This window comes from Psychrobacter sp. ASPA161_6 (genome assembly GCF_051970285.1).
GTDB classification, from domain to species: Bacteria; Pseudomonadota; Gammaproteobacteria; order Pseudomonadales; family Moraxellaceae; genus Psychrobacter; species Psychrobacter glaciei.
Window position 1 is genome coordinate 908,600 of the sequence record NZ_JBEFNJ010000001.1, and the last position, 16,501, is coordinate 925,100.

General features: G+C 42.9%; 14 protein-coding genes. 7 read left to right on the forward strand and 7 right to left on the reverse strand.

The features are described 5' to 3' along the window. Positions 1 to 467 precede the first annotated feature (467 nt). The 3 genes from ACTQ9T_RS03745 to ACTQ9T_RS03755 all read left to right on the forward strand — a co-directional run bounded on the left by ACTQ9T_RS03745 (position 468) and on the right by ACTQ9T_RS03755 (position 5,433). Positions 468 to 1,733 carry a PQQ-dependent sugar dehydrogenase gene (locus tag ACTQ9T_RS03745; RefSeq protein WP_440464115.1) on the forward strand — a complete coding sequence of 422 codons (1,266 nt, stop codon included), beginning with the start codon at positions 468 to 470 and terminating at the stop codon, positions 1,731 to 1,733. A 167-nt stretch (positions 1,734 to 1,900) separates the two neighbouring features. Beyond that, positions 1,901 to 3,544 (forward strand): BCCT family transporter, encoded by a 1,644-nt coding sequence (locus ACTQ9T_RS03750; protein ID WP_189581353.1) that lies wholly within the window; start codon positions 1,901 to 1,903, stop codon positions 3,542 to 3,544. Between the two features lie 233 nt (positions 3,545 to 3,777). Next, positions 3,778 to 5,433: a BCCT family transporter gene (locus tag ACTQ9T_RS03755; RefSeq protein ID WP_440464116.1), complete on the forward strand. Its 1,656-nt coding sequence runs from the start codon at positions 3,778 to 3,780 to the stop codon at positions 5,431 to 5,433. Positions 5,434 to 5,794: 361 nt separating this feature from the next. Here the strand turns inward: ACTQ9T_RS03755 and ACTQ9T_RS03760 are convergent, their stop codons facing one another. Further along, positions 5,795 to 6,295 (reverse strand): lactoylglutathione lyase family protein, encoded by a 501-nt coding sequence (locus ACTQ9T_RS03760; RefSeq protein ID WP_110923075.1) that lies wholly within the window; start codon positions 6,293 to 6,295, stop codon positions 5,795 to 5,797. Positions 6,296 to 6,402: 107 nt separating this feature from the next. On the opposite strand from ACTQ9T_RS03760, the gene ACTQ9T_RS03765 reads away from it, so the two are divergent. From ACTQ9T_RS03765 to ACTQ9T_RS03775, 3 genes are all read left to right on the forward strand, one after another. After that, on the forward strand, positions 6,403 to 7,272 hold the full coding sequence (locus tag ACTQ9T_RS03765; protein WP_440464117.1) for a LysR family transcriptional regulator: 870 nt from the start codon (positions 6,403 to 6,405) through the stop codon (positions 7,270 to 7,272). 275 nt (positions 7,273 to 7,547) lie between these two features. Beyond that, on the forward strand, positions 7,548 to 7,898 hold the full coding sequence (locus ACTQ9T_RS03770) for an IS630 transposase-related protein (protein WP_025653320.1): 351 nt from the start codon (positions 7,548 to 7,550) through the stop codon (positions 7,896 to 7,898). After that, entirely contained in the window at positions 7,885 to 8,397 is a 513-nt protein-coding gene (locus ACTQ9T_RS03775) for an IS630 family transposase (protein WP_037025933.1), read from the forward strand. Before ACTQ9T_RS03770 ends, ACTQ9T_RS03775 begins: the two co-directional genes overlap by 14 nt. A 328-nt stretch (positions 8,398 to 8,725) precedes the next feature. On the opposite strand, the gene ACTQ9T_RS03780 is transcribed toward ACTQ9T_RS03775, so the two are convergent. Next, positions 8,726 to 9,589 carry a DMT family transporter gene (locus tag ACTQ9T_RS03780; RefSeq protein WP_440464118.1) on the reverse strand — a complete coding sequence of 288 codons (864 nt, stop codon included), beginning with the start codon at positions 9,587 to 9,589 and terminating at the stop codon, positions 8,726 to 8,728. A 291-nt stretch (positions 9,590 to 9,880) separates the two neighbouring features. On the opposite strand from ACTQ9T_RS03780, the gene ACTQ9T_RS03785 reads away from it, so the two are divergent. Further along, positions 9,881 to 11,260 (forward strand): PLP-dependent aminotransferase family protein, encoded by a 1,380-nt coding sequence (locus ACTQ9T_RS03785; RefSeq protein WP_440464119.1) that lies wholly within the window; start codon positions 9,881 to 9,883, stop codon positions 11,258 to 11,260. 99 nt (positions 11,261 to 11,359) lie between these two features. On the opposite strand, the gene rplI is transcribed toward ACTQ9T_RS03785, so the two are convergent. The 5 genes from rplI to ppsA form a co-directional block, all read right to left on the reverse strand. Then, entirely contained in the window at positions 11,360 to 11,869 is a 510-nt protein-coding gene (gene rplI, locus ACTQ9T_RS03790; RefSeq protein WP_440464120.1) for a 50S ribosomal protein L9, read from the reverse strand. Between the two features lie 20 nt (positions 11,870 to 11,889). After that, positions 11,890 to 12,120, reverse strand: coding sequence for a 30S ribosomal protein S18 (gene rpsR / locus ACTQ9T_RS03795; protein WP_010198808.1), 231 nt, complete (start codon positions 12,118 to 12,120; stop codon positions 11,890 to 11,892). A 16-nt stretch (positions 12,121 to 12,136) separates the two neighbouring features. Further along, positions 12,137 to 12,541, reverse strand: coding sequence for a 30S ribosomal protein S6 (rpsF, locus tag ACTQ9T_RS03800; protein WP_010198801.1), 405 nt, complete (start codon positions 12,539 to 12,541; stop codon positions 12,137 to 12,139). Between the two features lie 302 nt (positions 12,542 to 12,843). Then, positions 12,844 to 13,833, reverse strand: coding sequence for an RDD family protein (locus tag ACTQ9T_RS03805; protein ID WP_415196776.1), 990 nt, complete (start codon positions 13,831 to 13,833; stop codon positions 12,844 to 12,846). A gap of 127 nt (positions 13,834 to 13,960) precedes the next feature. Further along, the gene (ppsA, locus tag ACTQ9T_RS03810) at positions 13,961 to 16,345 is read right to left on the reverse strand and encodes a phosphoenolpyruvate synthase (protein ID WP_189581369.1); all 2,385 of its coding nucleotides are present in this window, start codon (positions 16,343 to 16,345) and stop codon (positions 13,961 to 13,963) included. Positions 16,346 to 16,501 lie beyond the last annotated feature (156 nt).

Sequence of the window (16,501 nt, forward strand, 5' to 3'; positions counted from 1 at the left end):
CTAACTATACTCTCAAACTCAACCCCTTATCTGCGAGCGTAGATAAGGGGTTTTTACGTTTAGGGGCGCGTTTTGCGCTACTATTCTTTTACTATTTAAATATCTCTTAAATATCAGGACTATGCTATAAATAAATGACTAGGGTCTGTTGAACATTCAAATATTAGGACTGCTGATCGCTAAAATTGCCCCAAACCTTTTATCAAATCAGGTGTAAACCGACGATAATGTCGAGACCTTAGCTAGGTTTGCAACAACATTTGGGGTGATTTTAGCATCAGCCCCAAGTATACAAGCAGGGGCAGGACTATTTTTTGCCAATACATGGCGAAATTGTCTAACCTAGAACGACTAGGCATCAAAAATTTCACTGCGTATTGTCTAAAAAATAGCCACTGCCAGTTCCATGTTTGAATGTTCAACAGACCCTAATAATATAAGTGCAAATTGGATAAAGAGGAAAAATGATGACAACCAATATTGAACGTCTAGGCAAACCTTTGACATCGCCGTTAATCATCGCGGCTCTATTGTTCAGCACCTCGGCTTGCTCCAATCCTTCATCGGTAAATACCAGCCCCGATGCGGCAGAATCCAAAGAGACGCAAACCTCTGAAGCCGATGTAAAAGTTAGTGATGCTCAAGTCAGCGTAGAAAAGCCTGACTTTTCTATGGCAGAGATTGCAACCTTTGATGAGCCTTGGGCTATGGCTGCATTACCAAGTACAGATAGCAAATCTCCTAGATTGCTGGTGACACAAAAAACAGGCGAGCTGTTCATTGTAGATACCGCGACGGGTGCCAAAACGAGGGTCGAGGGTGTTCCCGAAGTCGCTTATGGTGGCCAAGGTGGATTGGGAGACATCATAGTAGCACCAGATTTCGCTACTTCTAATACAGTGTATCTCAGCTATGTGGAAGCAGACACGGGAGTTGACAGCAATACATTTGGTGCTAAAGTCATCAAGGCAACGCTCTCAGGACTAGAGACAGATACGCCAACTTTACAAGCCATTGCGCCAATCTGGGAGCAATCTCCAAAAGTAAAAGGGCAAGGACACTATAGCCATCGATTGCTGTTTTCACCTGATGGACGCTATCTATATATCAGCTCAGGCGAGCGCCAAGAAAAAACCCCAGCACAAGATATGAGTGTCAACTTGGGTAAAATTATACGCCTAAATGCTGACGGCGCTATCCCAGCAGACAATCCATTTTTGGACAATACGAATGACATCGCCAAGCAGTTTTGGACGATAGGTCATCGTAATGTGCTTGGCATGGCATTTGATGACAGTGGACAGCTTTGGGCACATGAAATGGGGCCAAGAGGCGGCGATGAATTCAATCTCATCGAAAAAGGTAATAATTATGGCTGGCCAGTTGTGTCCAATGGACGCAATTACTCAGGTCTTGATATCCCTGATCATGACACCAAGCCTGAGTTTGCTGCACCCAAAATCACTTGGACGCCAGTCATATCTCCATCTTCCATTAGCATATACGCGGCGGGTAGTCATAATGACTTTCCTAGTTGGCAAGGCAATGCGCTGATTAGTGGCTTATCTTCTAAGGCACTTATCGTAGTCGGCTTCGATGAAGGCAATACCGCTACTGAACACTATCGCTACGATATGGGCGAACGTATCCGCAGTGTGCTGGCAGTAGATGGGCAAGTGTGGGCATTGGAAGATGGTAATGGGGGGCAATTACTTAGACTACTGCCTAAGTAATATCGTAATAAAACCAATTTTGATTTTATATTTATGTAGTTATTCTAAAAAAAATTGTTAAGTCTTTTAGAGTAAATTAAAGGTTTTATCAAGTTTTATTTTGTAATTGATTGATAGTTAAGGCCTATTTTGTTAAGGTAATGTTCCTTGAATTTTGAGACTTGCACATGGAAGAAGTAAAAGTAGGCAGATTAGGACCTTTTCCACGGGTGAGTAAACCTGTGTTTATAACATCGACGTTGTTAATTGTCGGATTTATTATTTTTGGCGCTTTGTTTACGGAAACGGCAGGGGCGCTTTTTAGTTTTTTACAAAATTTTATTACTGACAAGTTCGGTTGGCTATTTATTATCCTAGTCAATACAGCGCTTGCCCTCTGTATTTACTTAGCAATGAGTCGCTATGGTGATATTCGGCTAGGCAATCAAACAGAGCGACCACAATACAATCTGTTTTCGTGGATTGGTATGTTGTTTTCTGCAGGTATTGGTATTGGTCTGGTCTACTGGGGTACAGCGGAGCCGTTGTATCACTTTATGGCACCACCAATGGGCGAGGCCGAAACGGTAGCAGCTGCAAAGCAAGCGATGAATATCTCATTTATGCATTGGGGATTACACGCTTGGGCCATTTATACGATTGTGGCGCTGTCTTTAGCCTATTTCCATTTCCGTCGTGGCTTGCCATTATCGATTCGATCAACCTTGTATCCTTTGCTCGGCAAAAGAATTTACGGCCGATGGGGACATACTGTCGATATCTTAGCCGTGTTTGGTACGATGTTTGGTGTGGTCACCTCGCTCGGGCTTGGGGTGATGCAGATCAATTCTGGACTCGAAAAGCTGTTTGGTACGCCTAACAGTCTTACGGTTCAGTTTGGCTTGATCGCTTTCATTACAGCGCTTGCAGCGGCTTCGGTCTTGATGGGTCTAGATAAAGGTATTAAGCGACTTAGTGATATCAATATTGGTTTCACCATCGTCTTATTGGCGTTTATGGTTATTTTAGGGCCGACACTTTTCATCTTTGATAGCTTTATTGAAAACATCGGCAACTATCTGACAGTGATTGTTCCTTTAGGTACGTGGGGCGAGTCTTATAGTGGAACAGATTGGCAGAGTGGTTGGACGATATTTTATTGGGCATGGTGGGTTAGTTGGGCACCATTTGTTGGTATCTTTATTGCCCGTATCTCTCGTGGTCGTACGATTAGAGAGTTTGTACTTGGTGTACTACTCATTCCTATGATGATTTTGTTTTTCTGGTTTACGACCTTTGGCGGCGTTGCTGTTCACATGGAGCTTGCCTCTGCTGTGTCCGGTATCAGTCCAGGATTGGTTGAAGCGGTACAAGCGGATACTGGTAGTGCAATCTTTAAATTGGTTGAGTACTATCCATTAGCAAAACCAATTACGCTACTGATTGTAGTGATGATTATGCTGTGGTTCGTAACCTCATCAGACTCAGCCAGTTTTGTCATTGACATGTTGACTGCTGGTGGCGATACCAATCCACCAAAAATACAGCGCTTGTTTTGGGCAACCACAGAAGGCGTTATCGCAGCTATCTTGCTGGCGGCTGGTGGACTGTCTGCCTTACAAGCGGCGGCTATCGTAGCAGGACTACCATTTGCCTTAGTGATATTCGTCATGATGTATGCATTGTTACGTGGTCTTAGTCGCGATCGCTTGATTCTATATCGAGCGCAGCAGCAATTCATCACGGATGAATCAGCAGACCATAATTCAGCTAACGAATTCGTTGATGAGCATTTGCTAAAAGGACCACCCAAGATAGTGAAAGGTGACTAATAAGTAAAATAGTCATGTGAGCTGTTTCAATAGGAGCCCTAATTTATTCGTAAATTGGGGCTTCTTTATTGGATAAAGATATTTAAATTTATTCAGTATAAATTCGAATTGTTGAAAATTATTACCGAAGTGTTACTACCATTTCTATACATTTGGCAGTGTTTACAAAGCGTTATATTTGATAATTCGTTCATACCTTGGTATGGTTACGCACTTTTTTTGGGGATATACTTATGGATCATGTAAAAGTTGGCCGATTAGGCCCTTTTCCGCGGGTAAGTAAACCTGTATTTTTGACTTCAGCGATTTTGATACTTGCCTTCATTATCTTTGGGGTATTATTCAACGAACAAGCAGAAGTGGTATTTAACCAAGCAAAAGCATTTGTCTCTTTACGCTTTGGCTGGTTCTTTATTGTGGTGGTCAATTTAACGTTGGTCATGAGTATTTATATGATATTTAGCCGCTATGGCGATATCAGGCTTGGTCATCAGAATGAGAGACCAGAGTACAATCTGGTTTCTTGGATTGGTATGCTGTTTTCAGCAGGTATCGGTATTGGACTGCTGTATTGGGGCACAGCCGAGCCGCTGTATCATTTCATGGCTCCACCATTAGGAGAGGCGGAAACAGTCGCCGCTGCTAAGCAGGCGATGAACATCTCGTTCCTGCATTATGGTCTACATGTATGGGCGCTCTATGGCATGGTCGCGCTATCCTTGGCTTATTTTCATTATCGAGTAGGGTTACCATTGGCTATCCGCTCCACCTTGTATCCAATATTGGGTAAAAAAATCTACGGTGGTTGGGGTCATACGGTCGATACGCTTGCCGTATTTGGTACGATGTTTGGGGTAGTGACCACGTTAGGTCTTGGTGTTTTACAGATTAACTCTGGTCTTGAGACACTGTTTGGTGTGCCCAATAATATTACGGTGCAGATTATTTTGATCGGCTTTATCACTATGCTAGCAGGGTTATCCTTGTTCATGGGACTAGATAAAGGCATTAAGCGTCTTAGTGATACCAATATATTCTTCACGGTGATATTGCTCAGTTTTGTGATTATCTTTGGGCCTACTCAGTTTATCTTTAATAGCTTTGTAGAAAATATCGGCAACTATTTGCATGAAATTGTGCCATTAGGTCTGTGGACAGAGTCTTATAGTGGAGAGGAAAACTGGCAATCCTCATGGACGATTTTTTATTGGGCATGGTGGATTAGTTGGTCACCATTCGTTGGAGTGTTTGTTGCCCGTATCTCTCGAGGTCGCACCATCCGTGAGTTCATATTAGGGGTTTTATTAATTCCTATCACGATTCTATTCTTGTGGTTTACCGCCTTTGGTGGTTCTGCGGTGAACATGGAGCTGATGGCAGCGGCAGATCCTAACCTTGTCAGTCCGGGTCTTATCGAAGCCGTTAAAGCAGATACCGGTAGTGCTATCTTTAAGTTAATGGAGTCTTATCCACTAACAGAGGCGGTCAACCTACTCATTGTAGTCATGATTGTACTGTGGTTTGTGACCTCATCAGATTCAGCCAGTTTTGTCATCGACATGCTGACCTCAGGTGGCGATACCAATCCACCAAAGATTCAACGTTTGTTTTGGGCAGGTGCTGAAGGTGTTATCGCCGCTGTATTATTGGCAGCAGGTGGTTTAAGTGCACTGCAAGCGGCCTCCATTGTTTCGGGCTTTCCTTTTGCTATTGTGATCGTCGTGATGATGTATTCATTGCTACGTGGATTGAGCCGAGATCGTTTGATACTGTATCGTAATCAGCAATGGTTCACCACTGAGGAGTCAGCAGAGCACAATTCTGCTAATGAATTCCGTGATGAAGACCTACTTACAGGTCCACCAAAAATCGTAGACTCTAATGATTAAAACGCTTTAGATATTTGCTAAAAATCCCAGCCTTGTGCTGGGATTTTTTATGCCGATATATTTTTATATTTTCAATAAGTGGAAAGCCATCGTCTGCATTCATTTTTTGCGTAAACGATTGCTTCAGTGCTACACAGTTAAAGTATAGTCAGTGAAAAGTAATATCGATACATCAGCAGTATCGTAGTGTTTTTGAGGTATTTTGACTATAGTTTAAAGTGAGTACAAGGCAACTGAGCACAAGTAGATTACTGATAGACAACACACGCAAATAAAAATAGCGCACTCAGGTCATGAGTACGCTATTGGTTTTTCAGTCAGATTTAAGCTAAAACCATACTGAGCTGTATTTATCTTGAGATTAGTATGCGCCTTCGCTGTAGATAAGCTCATAGCTATGGCTGTATATCTCGACGATGTTGCCGAACGGGTCTTCCATATAGATCATACGATATGGCTTTTCACCCGGGTAGTAGTAGCGTGGTTTTTCCATACGCTTTTTGCCACCTGCTGCAACCATACGCTCAGCCAGCTCTTCAACATTTGGATCTTGGACACAGAAGTGAAAGATACCTGTTTTCCAGTATTCAAAGTTGTTTTCAGGATCTTCTTGATTTTTAAATTCAAAAATCTCAACACCGATACGGTCACCAGTCGATAGGTGCGCAATACGGAAGCTACCCCAACCAGAACCGAATACTTCAGTACACATTTCACCAATCGGACTGTCATCTTCAACAATCTCAGTTGGCTCCATGATGGTGTACCAACCCATCACTTCAGTATAGAATTTTACGGCAGCGTCCAAATCAGGGACTGACAGACCGATGTGCGAAAAGCTTCTTGGATAAACGTTGTTCATAGCTTGTGCTCCTGTTTGCTGTACTCTTGTTTAACGTGAGGCCAGTATACAAACGCACTGTCATTATGTAAAATTATCAAATATTATATAAATAAGTATGAAACGTAATGATGAATATCACATGGTTGCGTACTTTCTGTACGCTCGCGGAAGTTGGTCACTTTACGCGTACGGCTGAACGTCTATATATGACGCAGTCTGGTGTGAGCCAGCACATACGTAAGTTAGAGGAGCAGTTGGATACGGACTTATTGATTCGTCAAGGAAAGCAGTTCTCATTGACCAATGCAGGTGAGCAGCTCTATAAGGAGGCAGGGGATATATTGCAGCGCTTATCCAATCTGGAGCAGCGAATTGGCGAGGACCCACCTTATGAAGGATTGGTGCGGTTGATGTCACCGGGAAGTGTTGGACTTAAGCTATACCCAAAGCTGTTGACGCTACAGCAGCAGCATCCAAAATTGGTGATTGATTATCGCTTTGCACCCAATTCTGATATCGAGCGGGCGCTTGCCAATCACGAGATCGATATTGGTTTTATGACGGATATCTCAGATGATGAGACAGTCAGTTGCCAGCCTATGGCGCAAGAAGCGTTGATACTGGTGACGCCAGCGAGCATGGTAGAGCCGAGCTGGGAGCAGCTCACTGAGCTTGGCTTTATCGATCATCCAGACGGTGCCCATCATGCAGGCATGCTACTGACTGCCAATTATGAGCAATTCCAGCATATCAATGATTTTGAGAAAAAAGGTTTTTCTAATCAAATTGGTCTAATTTTAGAGCCGGTCAGTAAGGGAATTGGCTTTACTGTTTTGCCAGCGCATGCAGTGGCAGCTTATCCAAAGCCTGAGCTTATCAACAGTCATTATCTGCCAGTTGCCGTTAGCGAGACGCTATACCTTGCGTTAAGACGGCAGCATGCGCTCTCTAACAGAGTGAATACAGTCATTGAGGAAGTAAAAAAATGGCTATAAAGGCATGACAGGCGTATACAAATTTTCTTAGGCAAAATATATAAATGCGGGAATAAGGATTTTACTAAGCTATTTTATCAAACCAAGCCTTGCTGCTTTGAGCAGTCATAGAGTCGAAGCTTACATAAATCCCTTGGTCACCTAAAGTGGCATACCAATGATCATCGTTGCTACCGGTTAGCAACTGGAAGTACTTATTGTTAACGATTCTATAGTCAATCCCACCTAAAAGTGTTATAAACTAACTATCAAATTCAATTGTTATTATAAAGACCATGACTTACTCGCTAGATTTTCGCAAACAAGTACTAAAAAGCTTAGACGAGGGTATGACCTTTGCCGAGGCAGCTGAGTTTTATAATCTGAGCCCAACCACCATACAAAACTGGAAGCGGCGTGTTCATAGTAAAACAACCAGGCAAACCAAACCCTATAAAATACCAGATGATGTGCTACTTAATGATGTCAAAGAACATCCCGACGATTACCAGTATGAGCGAGCACGTCGTCTAAACTGTAGTAAAACAGGCATTCATCATGCCCTAAAGCGTCTAGGCATCAGTCAAAAAAAAGACTTTAGAACATCCAAAAGCCTGTCCGATCAAAAGAGCGATATATCAGAATAAGCTTGAGCACTTTAAGCAGCAAGGCTACCCCATTGTATATATGGACGAAAGCGGCTTTGAGCACGAGACCATTCGCTCTCATGGCTATGCACCGATTGGTGAGCCTTGTATCGATAGCTACAACTGGCAAGGTAAAAGGCGAACCAACGTTATCGGTGCTCTATATGAAAAGATGCTGTTTGCCCTAGATTACTTTAAGCACAACATCAACAGCATCGTCTTCTATCACTGGTGCAAACACAAGCTAATCCCAAGTCTTAAAACCAAATGCGTGATTGTGATGGATAATGCCAGATTTCATAAGAGTAAGCGTATTCAAAAGCTACTGAATAGGCATGGTCATCGCATTTTATGGCTGCCACCCTACAGCCCTGATTTGAACCCTATTGAGAAGAAATGGGCTCAGGTGAAGTTTCTACGCCAAGGCTGGATGGAAAACGACTTATCCAAATTGTTTTATGATGTTTGTCCTAACCATAACAATTTTATTTTGAGCTGACTATACCTACAGTATAGACTTCGCCTTCTAAATAAAAGTCATTACCTTGTGTGCAGATTAATTTATCGTCAGTGCTTATCATATAGTTCTATCTCATTCATGAAAAGATAAAATGATAATAGCAACTTAACTAGTAATAATAAAGAGGCTTTGATAAGGAGTATCTTATTGTTAAGTATATGTTTTTTAGCTTATTTGTTGCTGAAACATATCATTATAAAAGTGGGTGCAATAGTAAGCGATTGAGCATACAATCCTAAATATATAAGTGCTTCTATGTTATCTGATTTTTAATAGTGAACGATTGATTTTCATAAATAAAAGTTATCTACATCGCAAATTTTTTCGCGCCAAGCACACAAGCTAATGCTCCCAATGTACTTATTACCATGCCAAGACTAACGGTCTCATGTAGTAATCCTGCCGCTAGCATAAGACCCATAAAAGGCTGTAGCAACTGTAATTGCCCAACAGCAGCAATACCCCCTAATGCCAATCCACGATACCAAAACAAAAATCCGATAAACCTACTGAACAAAGACACATAGAATAATCCTGCCCAAGCGGTAATATTGATGTCTGTGAATGTCTTTGGCCACGTTAGCCACGTGACGGGAAGTAGCATTGGTAATGATAAAACCAAAGCCCAACTAATCACCTGCCAGCTGCCAAGAGTGCGTGATAACCGTGCGCCTTCTGCATAACCTAGAGCACAAGCGATGACAGCGCCTAGCATTAGTAAGCCTCCCAACAAAGGCGTATGACTACTGCTCATAGCCGCGTAACCAGCGACAAAGGTGCTACCTAACAGGGCAAATAACCAAAATAAAGCGGGTGGGCGTTCATCACCGCGCCAAACGGCAAATATAGCAGTGAATAGCGGTAATATTCCTAAAAATACAATGGCGTGTGCCGAGGTGACATGCTGTAAAGCCAGTGCGCTTAATAAAGGAAAACCAATGACCACACCTAGAGCGACAACACTTAGAGCGGGTAGGTCAGCCTTGGTGGGTGGATGCTGTTTGAATATTATTAAGACGACGATAGCGAGCAACGCGGCTAACGTCGCACGCGTTCCAGTCAAAAATAGAGGGTCAAAACCCATTACTGTTAAGCGGGTAGCTGGTAAAGAGCCTGCAAAGATAACGACGCCGATAAACCCATTCATCCAACCTTGAGTTGTGTTTTTCATAAACCTACCACTGTATTTTTGATACGTTGATTAAAGCAAATGTTTGGTAGGTTATCTACGTACAATACAGTACAATTATACCGAACTGTTTGGTGTCAATGGCCCATACAGTATGAAGCGTATTTACTAAAGGTAGGCTGGTATCACTATGTTTGATCATTGAAACCAGATAAATGCTATTTTAAATCTATCTGACTTTGAGCCAACTCATGGTAGCCAAGCATAATAACTTTTTCGGCGAAGCATGACTTGGTAAAGCATAAATAATGGCATGGTAAGGAATAGAGAATTATGAAAATTGGATCGACTCGTATTGAGATGGTAATAGCGGATGTAAAAGCAAAGATTGCTACTGTCATCTACATGCCCGGTACACGTTTACCCTCAGTACGCGCCGCTGCTAAAAATCACAGTTTTTCACCGTCGACAGTCGTAGAAGCTTATGAGCGGCTGCAAGCTGATGGGATTATATACTCGCGTCCAGGTGCTGGCTTTTACGTTGCCGAGTCTACGCCACCACTATCCTTGGCAGATATTGCTCCAAAGCTTGATCGAGCCGTAGATCCGTTATGGGTATCGAGGCAATCGCTTGAAACTTCTGATAATGCTTTGAAGCCAGGATGTGGCTGGTTACCGCCTGACTGGCTATATGAAGAAGGTATGCGTCGCGGATTGCGTAGTGTGGCAAAGGGCAGTGCGAGTGTGATGAGCGAGTATGCCACGCCATTGGGATTATTAGAATTGCGCCAACTACTTACTAGGCGTATGGTAGGTTTGGGGATAAACGCGGAACCGTCGCAGGTCATGTTGACTGAGTCTGGTACGCAGGCCATAGATTTGATTTGTCGTTTTTTATTGACACCAGGTGATACCGTAGTCGTAGATGATCCTTGTTACTTTAATTTTCATGCGTTATTAAAAGCACATCGGGTAAAGGTGGTAGGAGTACCTTACACCTCTACTGGGCCGGATGTTGATGTATTCGCTGCAGTATTAGATGAGCATAAGCCGCGCCTTTATATAACCAATGCCGCGATACATAACCCTACGGGCGCCACATTGTCACCAGCCACAGCCTATAAAGTGTTGCAACTGGCACAATCCGCTGGGTTATATATCATTGAAGATGACATTTTTGCGGACTTTGAGGTTACTCCAGCAACTAGGTTGGCAGCATTAGATGGTTTATCGCAAGTATTCTATATCGGTAGCTTTTCTAAAACCTTATCTGCATCATTGCGCTGCGGTTATATTGCGGCACCAACTGCTTGGGTAGAGAGTCTATTAGACTTAAAAATAGCCACAGGTTTTGGTGGTGGGCAGCTGGCGGCAGCAGTGGTTTTATCTGCATTGACAGATAGTGGTTACCGCAAACATATGAATGCTATGCATCTACGCTTGGCAAAAGCACGCTCGCAAACGTTACCACGCTTGGCTAAATTGGGTATAGCGCCCTGTCTATTACCACAAGCTGGCATGTTTCTTTGGTGTCAGCTACCTGATGGCAACAACGCGGCTGAATTAGCAAACGCTTGCTTAGCAAAGGGCGTGTTATTGGCTCCGGGTAATGTCTTTAGTCAAGCTCAGAACGCTGAGAATTTTATGCGTTTCAATGTCGCACAAGCATCAGACGCTAGGATCTATGAAGTGTTGGCTGAGTCATTGGATTAAGAGATTGAGCCGATGTGTGCGCTGAATGAATTGACATAAAAAAAGCCAGCAACACAAGGTTGCTGGCTTTTTATAGACTGAGTCTAACTATTTCAAAGATTACTCTTCAGAATAATCGTCATTCTCGTCTGTAGCTTCTTCAGCTGTATCTTGGTCATCGCCATCTTCAGATAGGATAGTGACTAAGATGCTAGCAGTAACGTCATGATGTAGTTGAATATCAACATTATATTCGCCCACTTGACGTAGTGTGCCTTCAGGTAGCTTGATTTCAGCACGGTCTACTTCTAGACCTGAGTTAGTCAATGCTTCAGCGATATCACGAGTACCGATAGAGCCGAATAGCTTGCCTTCGTCACCTGATTTAGCACGCATGATAACATTAACGTCAGTCAATGCATCAGCACGTTCTTGAGCAACAGCTACTTCTTTCGCTTCTTCAGCTTCAAGTTCGGCACGACGTGTTTCGAACTTTTCAATGTTAGCTTTATTAGCAGGTAGAGCTTTGCCCAATGGGATAAGAAAGTTACGTCCGTAACCTGGTTTTACATCGACAGTTTCACCGAGTTTACCAAGGTTGACGATACGCTGTAACAAAATAATTTGCATGAGTCATTCCTAGTTAACGGTTAACCCTGATGGTTATCAGTGTATGGAAGTAGCGATAAGTAACGAGCTTGCTTGATAGCAGTAGCTAGTTGACGCTGATATTTAGTAGATGTACCGGTAATGCGGCTTGGTACGATTTTACCATTATCACTGATATACTGTTTTAGCAATTCAACATCTTTATAATCGATGTGAGTGATGCCTTCAGCAGTGAAACGGCAGAATTTGCGACGGCGATAGAAACGTGCCATGAGTATTCTCCTTTAATTAGTCTTCACTGTTGTCGTTGTCGTCATTATCGTTTTCACGACTGTCTGGACGACGAGTAGTTGCTTTGCGTGCGCGTTTTTCATCGGCATTCTTGGCTAACTGCGACTCTTCAGTGACAGCGTCGTCACGGCGCATAACTAGACTACGAATGATCGCGTCGTTATAACGGAATAATTCTTCAAGCTCAGCCAAAGTCTCACCGTCAGTTTCAATGTTGAAAAGAACGTAATGAGCTTTGTGAATCTTGTTGATTGGGTAAGCCAGTTGACGACGGCCCCAATCTTCTAAACGATGGATAACACCGTTGTTGTCTTGAACTAACTTGATATAGCGTTCAACCATGCCGACCACTTGGTCGCTTTGGTCTGGGTGTACAATTAACACCAGTTCGTAATGTCGCATTATGACTCCTTACGGATTAGTAGCTATTAACCCTATGTTAATAGCAAGGAGATTTATAAGGTAAGCTGTATTCCCATCAAATATAACAAAATATAATAGGAAAAAAGCTTAGTTTATAAAGCGCCGTATTATAACAGTACGCAACGATTAACACAAAGGTTAATCGTTGCGTAGCTGCCAATAAAAACATGAAAACAGTAAATTTCTTTGTATCAATGATCTGTATCAATAAAAAGCTACGATGAAACGCTACTTTTTGACATCATCTAAGACTTAGTTTTGATAAAACGCTCAAAACGTTGCTATTTTACTTTGGGCTGTTTTACCAATTGACTGCTATCTGCTTTTACCACCAATGTTTTGGCAAGCTTGTCATGCCAGCCGATATTTTGCGGGCTTTTTGAGGCCATATAATAATGAATGGCGACAATCACAAAACCTAAAAAGCTGGTGAATGAAAACAGTAAATTGTAAATAATGAACAATAGCAAAGTACGTGTGCCGATAAGCTTGATAAAAGAAGGCAGACGATGCGTGGTTTGATCCACGACGCGAATACCTGTAATCAGCTTGCCCAGTGATTGACCACGCATGGTGATAAATACTAACTGCAGGGCAAACAAGCCAAAAACCATGACTTGCGATATCATCAATGTGCTACTTGGAAGGCTCTCCATCAGCGTCATTGAATATTGATAAGCGGCATCCATGTCTTGGATATTTTGAAACTTGCTATAGTCCACATCCATTTTGGTTAATGCTAATCCAAGTGGAAAGATGGCTAGCAAGTACAATAAGCCATTGAGCGCAGTTGCCAATATGCGCGACATGATCGGGGCTAGTACTACATCGCCAACGACTTTATCTTTGGCTGTGATATTCTTATTAGCAGCCGTTTTATTTAATGACACATTATTATGCGGTGTGTGATGACGGTTGCTGGTCATATCTGCTTTGGCATTGTCTTTTGGACGTTCAGGCTTACCATATAGTCTGTCTAACGACACGCTTTTTCCGTCTTTAGTGCTACTGGTTTCAGTGTCTTCGGGAAATACGGTGACATTATTGACGATAGAGTCATTAACCTCAGGGCTGCTGATGCTAGTAGGTCGATAAACCCCTTGATTGTTCGTCAAGTTACCAACTCGCTGCCATTGGTCTAAGCCGTCGTGCCAGATCAAATCATCCAGTAAAACCTCACCAGACGTCAGCATAATATTGAGCTGATCCAAATTATATGGACCGGCTTGTACGTTATTTCGAGCTAAGAAAATCTGCATAATTGCCTGCATAGTTAGTCATATATTAAGTCGCTACTGTAAGACATAGTATTAGGGTCTATTCAAGATTTTTCAAATAGACCCTAATGGTTGTATCTTCAATGACTGTGTGAATTACCGCTGTGACTTAAATTACGGCTTACTTTGCTTCTTCACCAGCTAAGAAGAACCAAGTATCTAGTACTGAATCAGGGTTCAATGACACTGAGCTGATACCTTGCTCCATGAGCCAGAACGCAAGATCTGGATGGTCTGATGGACCTTGACCACAGATACCGACATACTTACCCGCTTTGCGGCAAGCATCAATCGCCATAGACAGTAACTTCTTAACAGCAGGGTCACGCTCATCAAATAGATGCGAGACGATACCTGAGTCACGGTCAAGACCAAGCGTTAGCTGAGTCAAATCGTTAGAGCCGATAGAGAAGCCATCGAAGTGTTCTAAGAACTCTTCTGCTAATAACGCGTTGGTTGGTAGCTCACACATCATAATGATGCGTAGGCCGTTCTCACCACGTTTTAGACCGTTTTTCTCGAGTAACTCAATAACTTGGGCGGCTTCGTCAACGGTACGGACAAATGGAATCATAATTTCGACGTTGGTCAGACCCATCTCATCACGTACGCGCTTTAGGGCTTTACACTCAAGCTCAAAGCAATCACGGAAGTTATCAGAGACATAACGACTGGCACCACGGAAGCCCAACATTGGGTTTTCTTCTGACGGCTCGTATAACTTACCACCAAGCAAGTTAGCGTATTCGTTTGATTTAAAATCTGACATGCGAACGATAACTGGCTGATCCATAAAGGCAACCGCTAGTGTTGAGATGCCTTCGACCAATTTATCAACATAAAAGTCAACAGGTGAAGCATAACCAGCGATACGCTCTTGGATTGCTTGTGATATCTCACGTGGCAAGCTGTTCATGTTTAGCAAAGCTTTTGGATGCACACCAATCATACGGTTGATGATGAATTCAAGACGCGCAAGACCAATACCTTCGTTCGGCATTTGGGTGAAAGAGAAGGCGCGATCTGGATTACCAACGTTCATCATAATCTTAAAGGCAAGATCTGGCATAGATTCAACAGAGTTGGTCTGTATTTCAAAGTCAATTTGGCTTTCATAAATGAAACCAGTATCACCTTCGGCACAAGAAACAGTGACATCTTGACCATCAACCAATAGCTCAGTGGCATTACCACAACCGACGATAGCCGGTACACCAAGCTCACGGGCGATAATAGCTGCATGACAGGTACGACCACCACGGTTAGTGATGATGGCAGAGGCACGCTTCATGACTGGTTCCCAATCTGGATCGGTCATGTCTGATACGAGGACGTCGCCGTCTTGTACTTTGTCCATCTCGTTTAGGTTGCTAACGATACGTACTTTACCCGCACCAATGCGTTGACCAATTGAGCGGCCTTCGCACAAGATTTTTGCATCAGTTGTATTGATGATATAACGTTCCATGACATTGCTGTCTTGGCGGCTTTTTACGGTTTCTGGACGGGCTTGAACGATAAAGATTTCATTGGTATCGCCATCTTTTGCCCATTCGATATCCATCGCTTGACCGTAATGCTTTTCAATGGTCATCGCTTGCTTGGCAAGTGAGGTCAGCTCTTCGGTAGATAGCGAGAACTGCATGCGATCTTGTTTTTCAACATCAACGGTTTTGACAGACTTAGTCGTACTGCCTTCATCACCGTAGATCATTTTCTTATGCTTGCTGCCTAGGTTACGGCGAATAACCGAAGGTTTGCCATTGGCTAGCAATTGCTTAGAGATATAGAATTCATCTGGGTTAACCGCACCCTGTACGACCATTTCACCTAGGCCATAGCTTGAGGTGATAAAGACCACTTGATCAAAACCACTCTCTGTATCTAGCGTGAACATCACACCAGCAGCACCCGTCTCTGAGCGTACCATGCGCTGTACAGCAGCAGACAATGCAACGCCTTCGTGCTCAAAACCTTTGTGTACACGATAAGAGATTGCGCGGTCGTTATAAAGAGACGCAAATACTTCTTTAATCGCAATCAGAACGTTATCAATACCGCGAATGTTTAGGAAAGTCTCTTGCTGACCGGCAAATGAGGCATCTGGCAAATCTTCGGCAGTCGCAGAAGAACGGACAGCAACCGCGATGTCATCGCCGCCACTCATGGTTTCAAATGACTGACGCACTTCTTGCTCTAGATCGCTTGGCAGCTCTTGCTCAATAATCCACGTACGAATTTTTTTACCCGTTTCTGCAAGTTTTTTTACATCATTAACATCTAATGTTTTTAGCTCGCTGTTGATTTTGTCAAGCAAGCCAGTTTCGTTCAAAAAACGGTTAAATGCATTTGAAGTGGTGGCAAATCCGCCTGGAACACTAACACCCAAATCAGACAAATGGCTGATCATTTCACCTAATGAGGCGTTCTTACCGCCGACCATCTCAATGTCGTCTTTTCCTAGCTGATCAAGATTGATTACAAGTGCTGTAGATTGCGCTGCCATGATAACTCCAGAAAATAAGGTTATTTAGTAAAGATTATAACGGTCAATTATACCCCTATATTTGGATAATTTCGAGACCTAGAACCAAAAAATTCGTCAAAAAGATACAAATTGTCGGGTTTGCTACATAATTTACGTCAGCTGCCTGACGGTTTT

Bases quoted from the DNA above. Each gene is read 5' to 3' on its own strand.
- ACTQ9T_RS03745 (WP_440464115.1), top strand. From the start codon at position 468: ATGACAACCAATATTGAACGTCTAGGCAAACCTTTGACATCGCCGTTA.
- ACTQ9T_RS03750 (WP_189581353.1), top strand. From the start codon at position 1,901: ATGGAAGAAGTAAAAGTAGGCAGATTAGGACCTTTTCCACGGGTGAGT.
- ACTQ9T_RS03755 (WP_440464116.1), top strand. From the start codon at position 3,778: ATGGATCATGTAAAAGTTGGCCGATTAGGCCCTTTTCCGCGGGTAAGT.
- ACTQ9T_RS03760 (WP_110923075.1), bottom strand. From the start codon at position 6,295: ATGAACAACGTTTATCCAAGAAGCTTTTCGCACATCGGTCTGTCAGTC.
- ACTQ9T_RS03765 (WP_440464117.1), top strand. From the start codon at position 6,403: ATGATGAATATCACATGGTTGCGTACTTTCTGTACGCTCGCGGAAGTT.
- ACTQ9T_RS03770 (WP_025653320.1), top strand. From the start codon at position 7,548: ATGACTTACTCGCTAGATTTTCGCAAACAAGTACTAAAAAGCTTAGAC.
- ACTQ9T_RS03780 (WP_440464118.1), bottom strand. From the start codon at position 9,589: ATGAAAAACACAACTCAAGGTTGGATGAATGGGTTTATCGGCGTCGTT.
- ACTQ9T_RS03785 (WP_440464119.1), top strand. From the start codon at position 9,881: ATGAAAATTGGATCGACTCGTATTGAGATGGTAATAGCGGATGTAAAA.
- rplI (WP_440464120.1), bottom strand. From the start codon at position 11,869: ATGCAAATTATTTTGTTACAGCGTATCGTCAACCTTGGTAAACTCGGT.
- rpsR (WP_010198808.1), bottom strand. From the start codon at position 12,120: ATGGCACGTTTCTATCGCCGTCGCAAATTCTGCCGTTTCACTGCTGAA.
- rpsF (WP_010198801.1), bottom strand. From the start codon at position 12,541: ATGCGACATTACGAACTGGTGTTAATTGTACACCCAGACCAAAGCGAC.
- ACTQ9T_RS03805 (WP_415196776.1), bottom strand. From the start codon at position 13,833: ATGCAGGCAATTATGCAGATTTTCTTAGCTCGAAATAACGTACAAGCC.
- ppsA (WP_189581369.1), bottom strand. From the start codon at position 16,345: ATGGCAGCGCAATCTACAGCACTTGTAATCAATCTTGATCAGCTAGGA.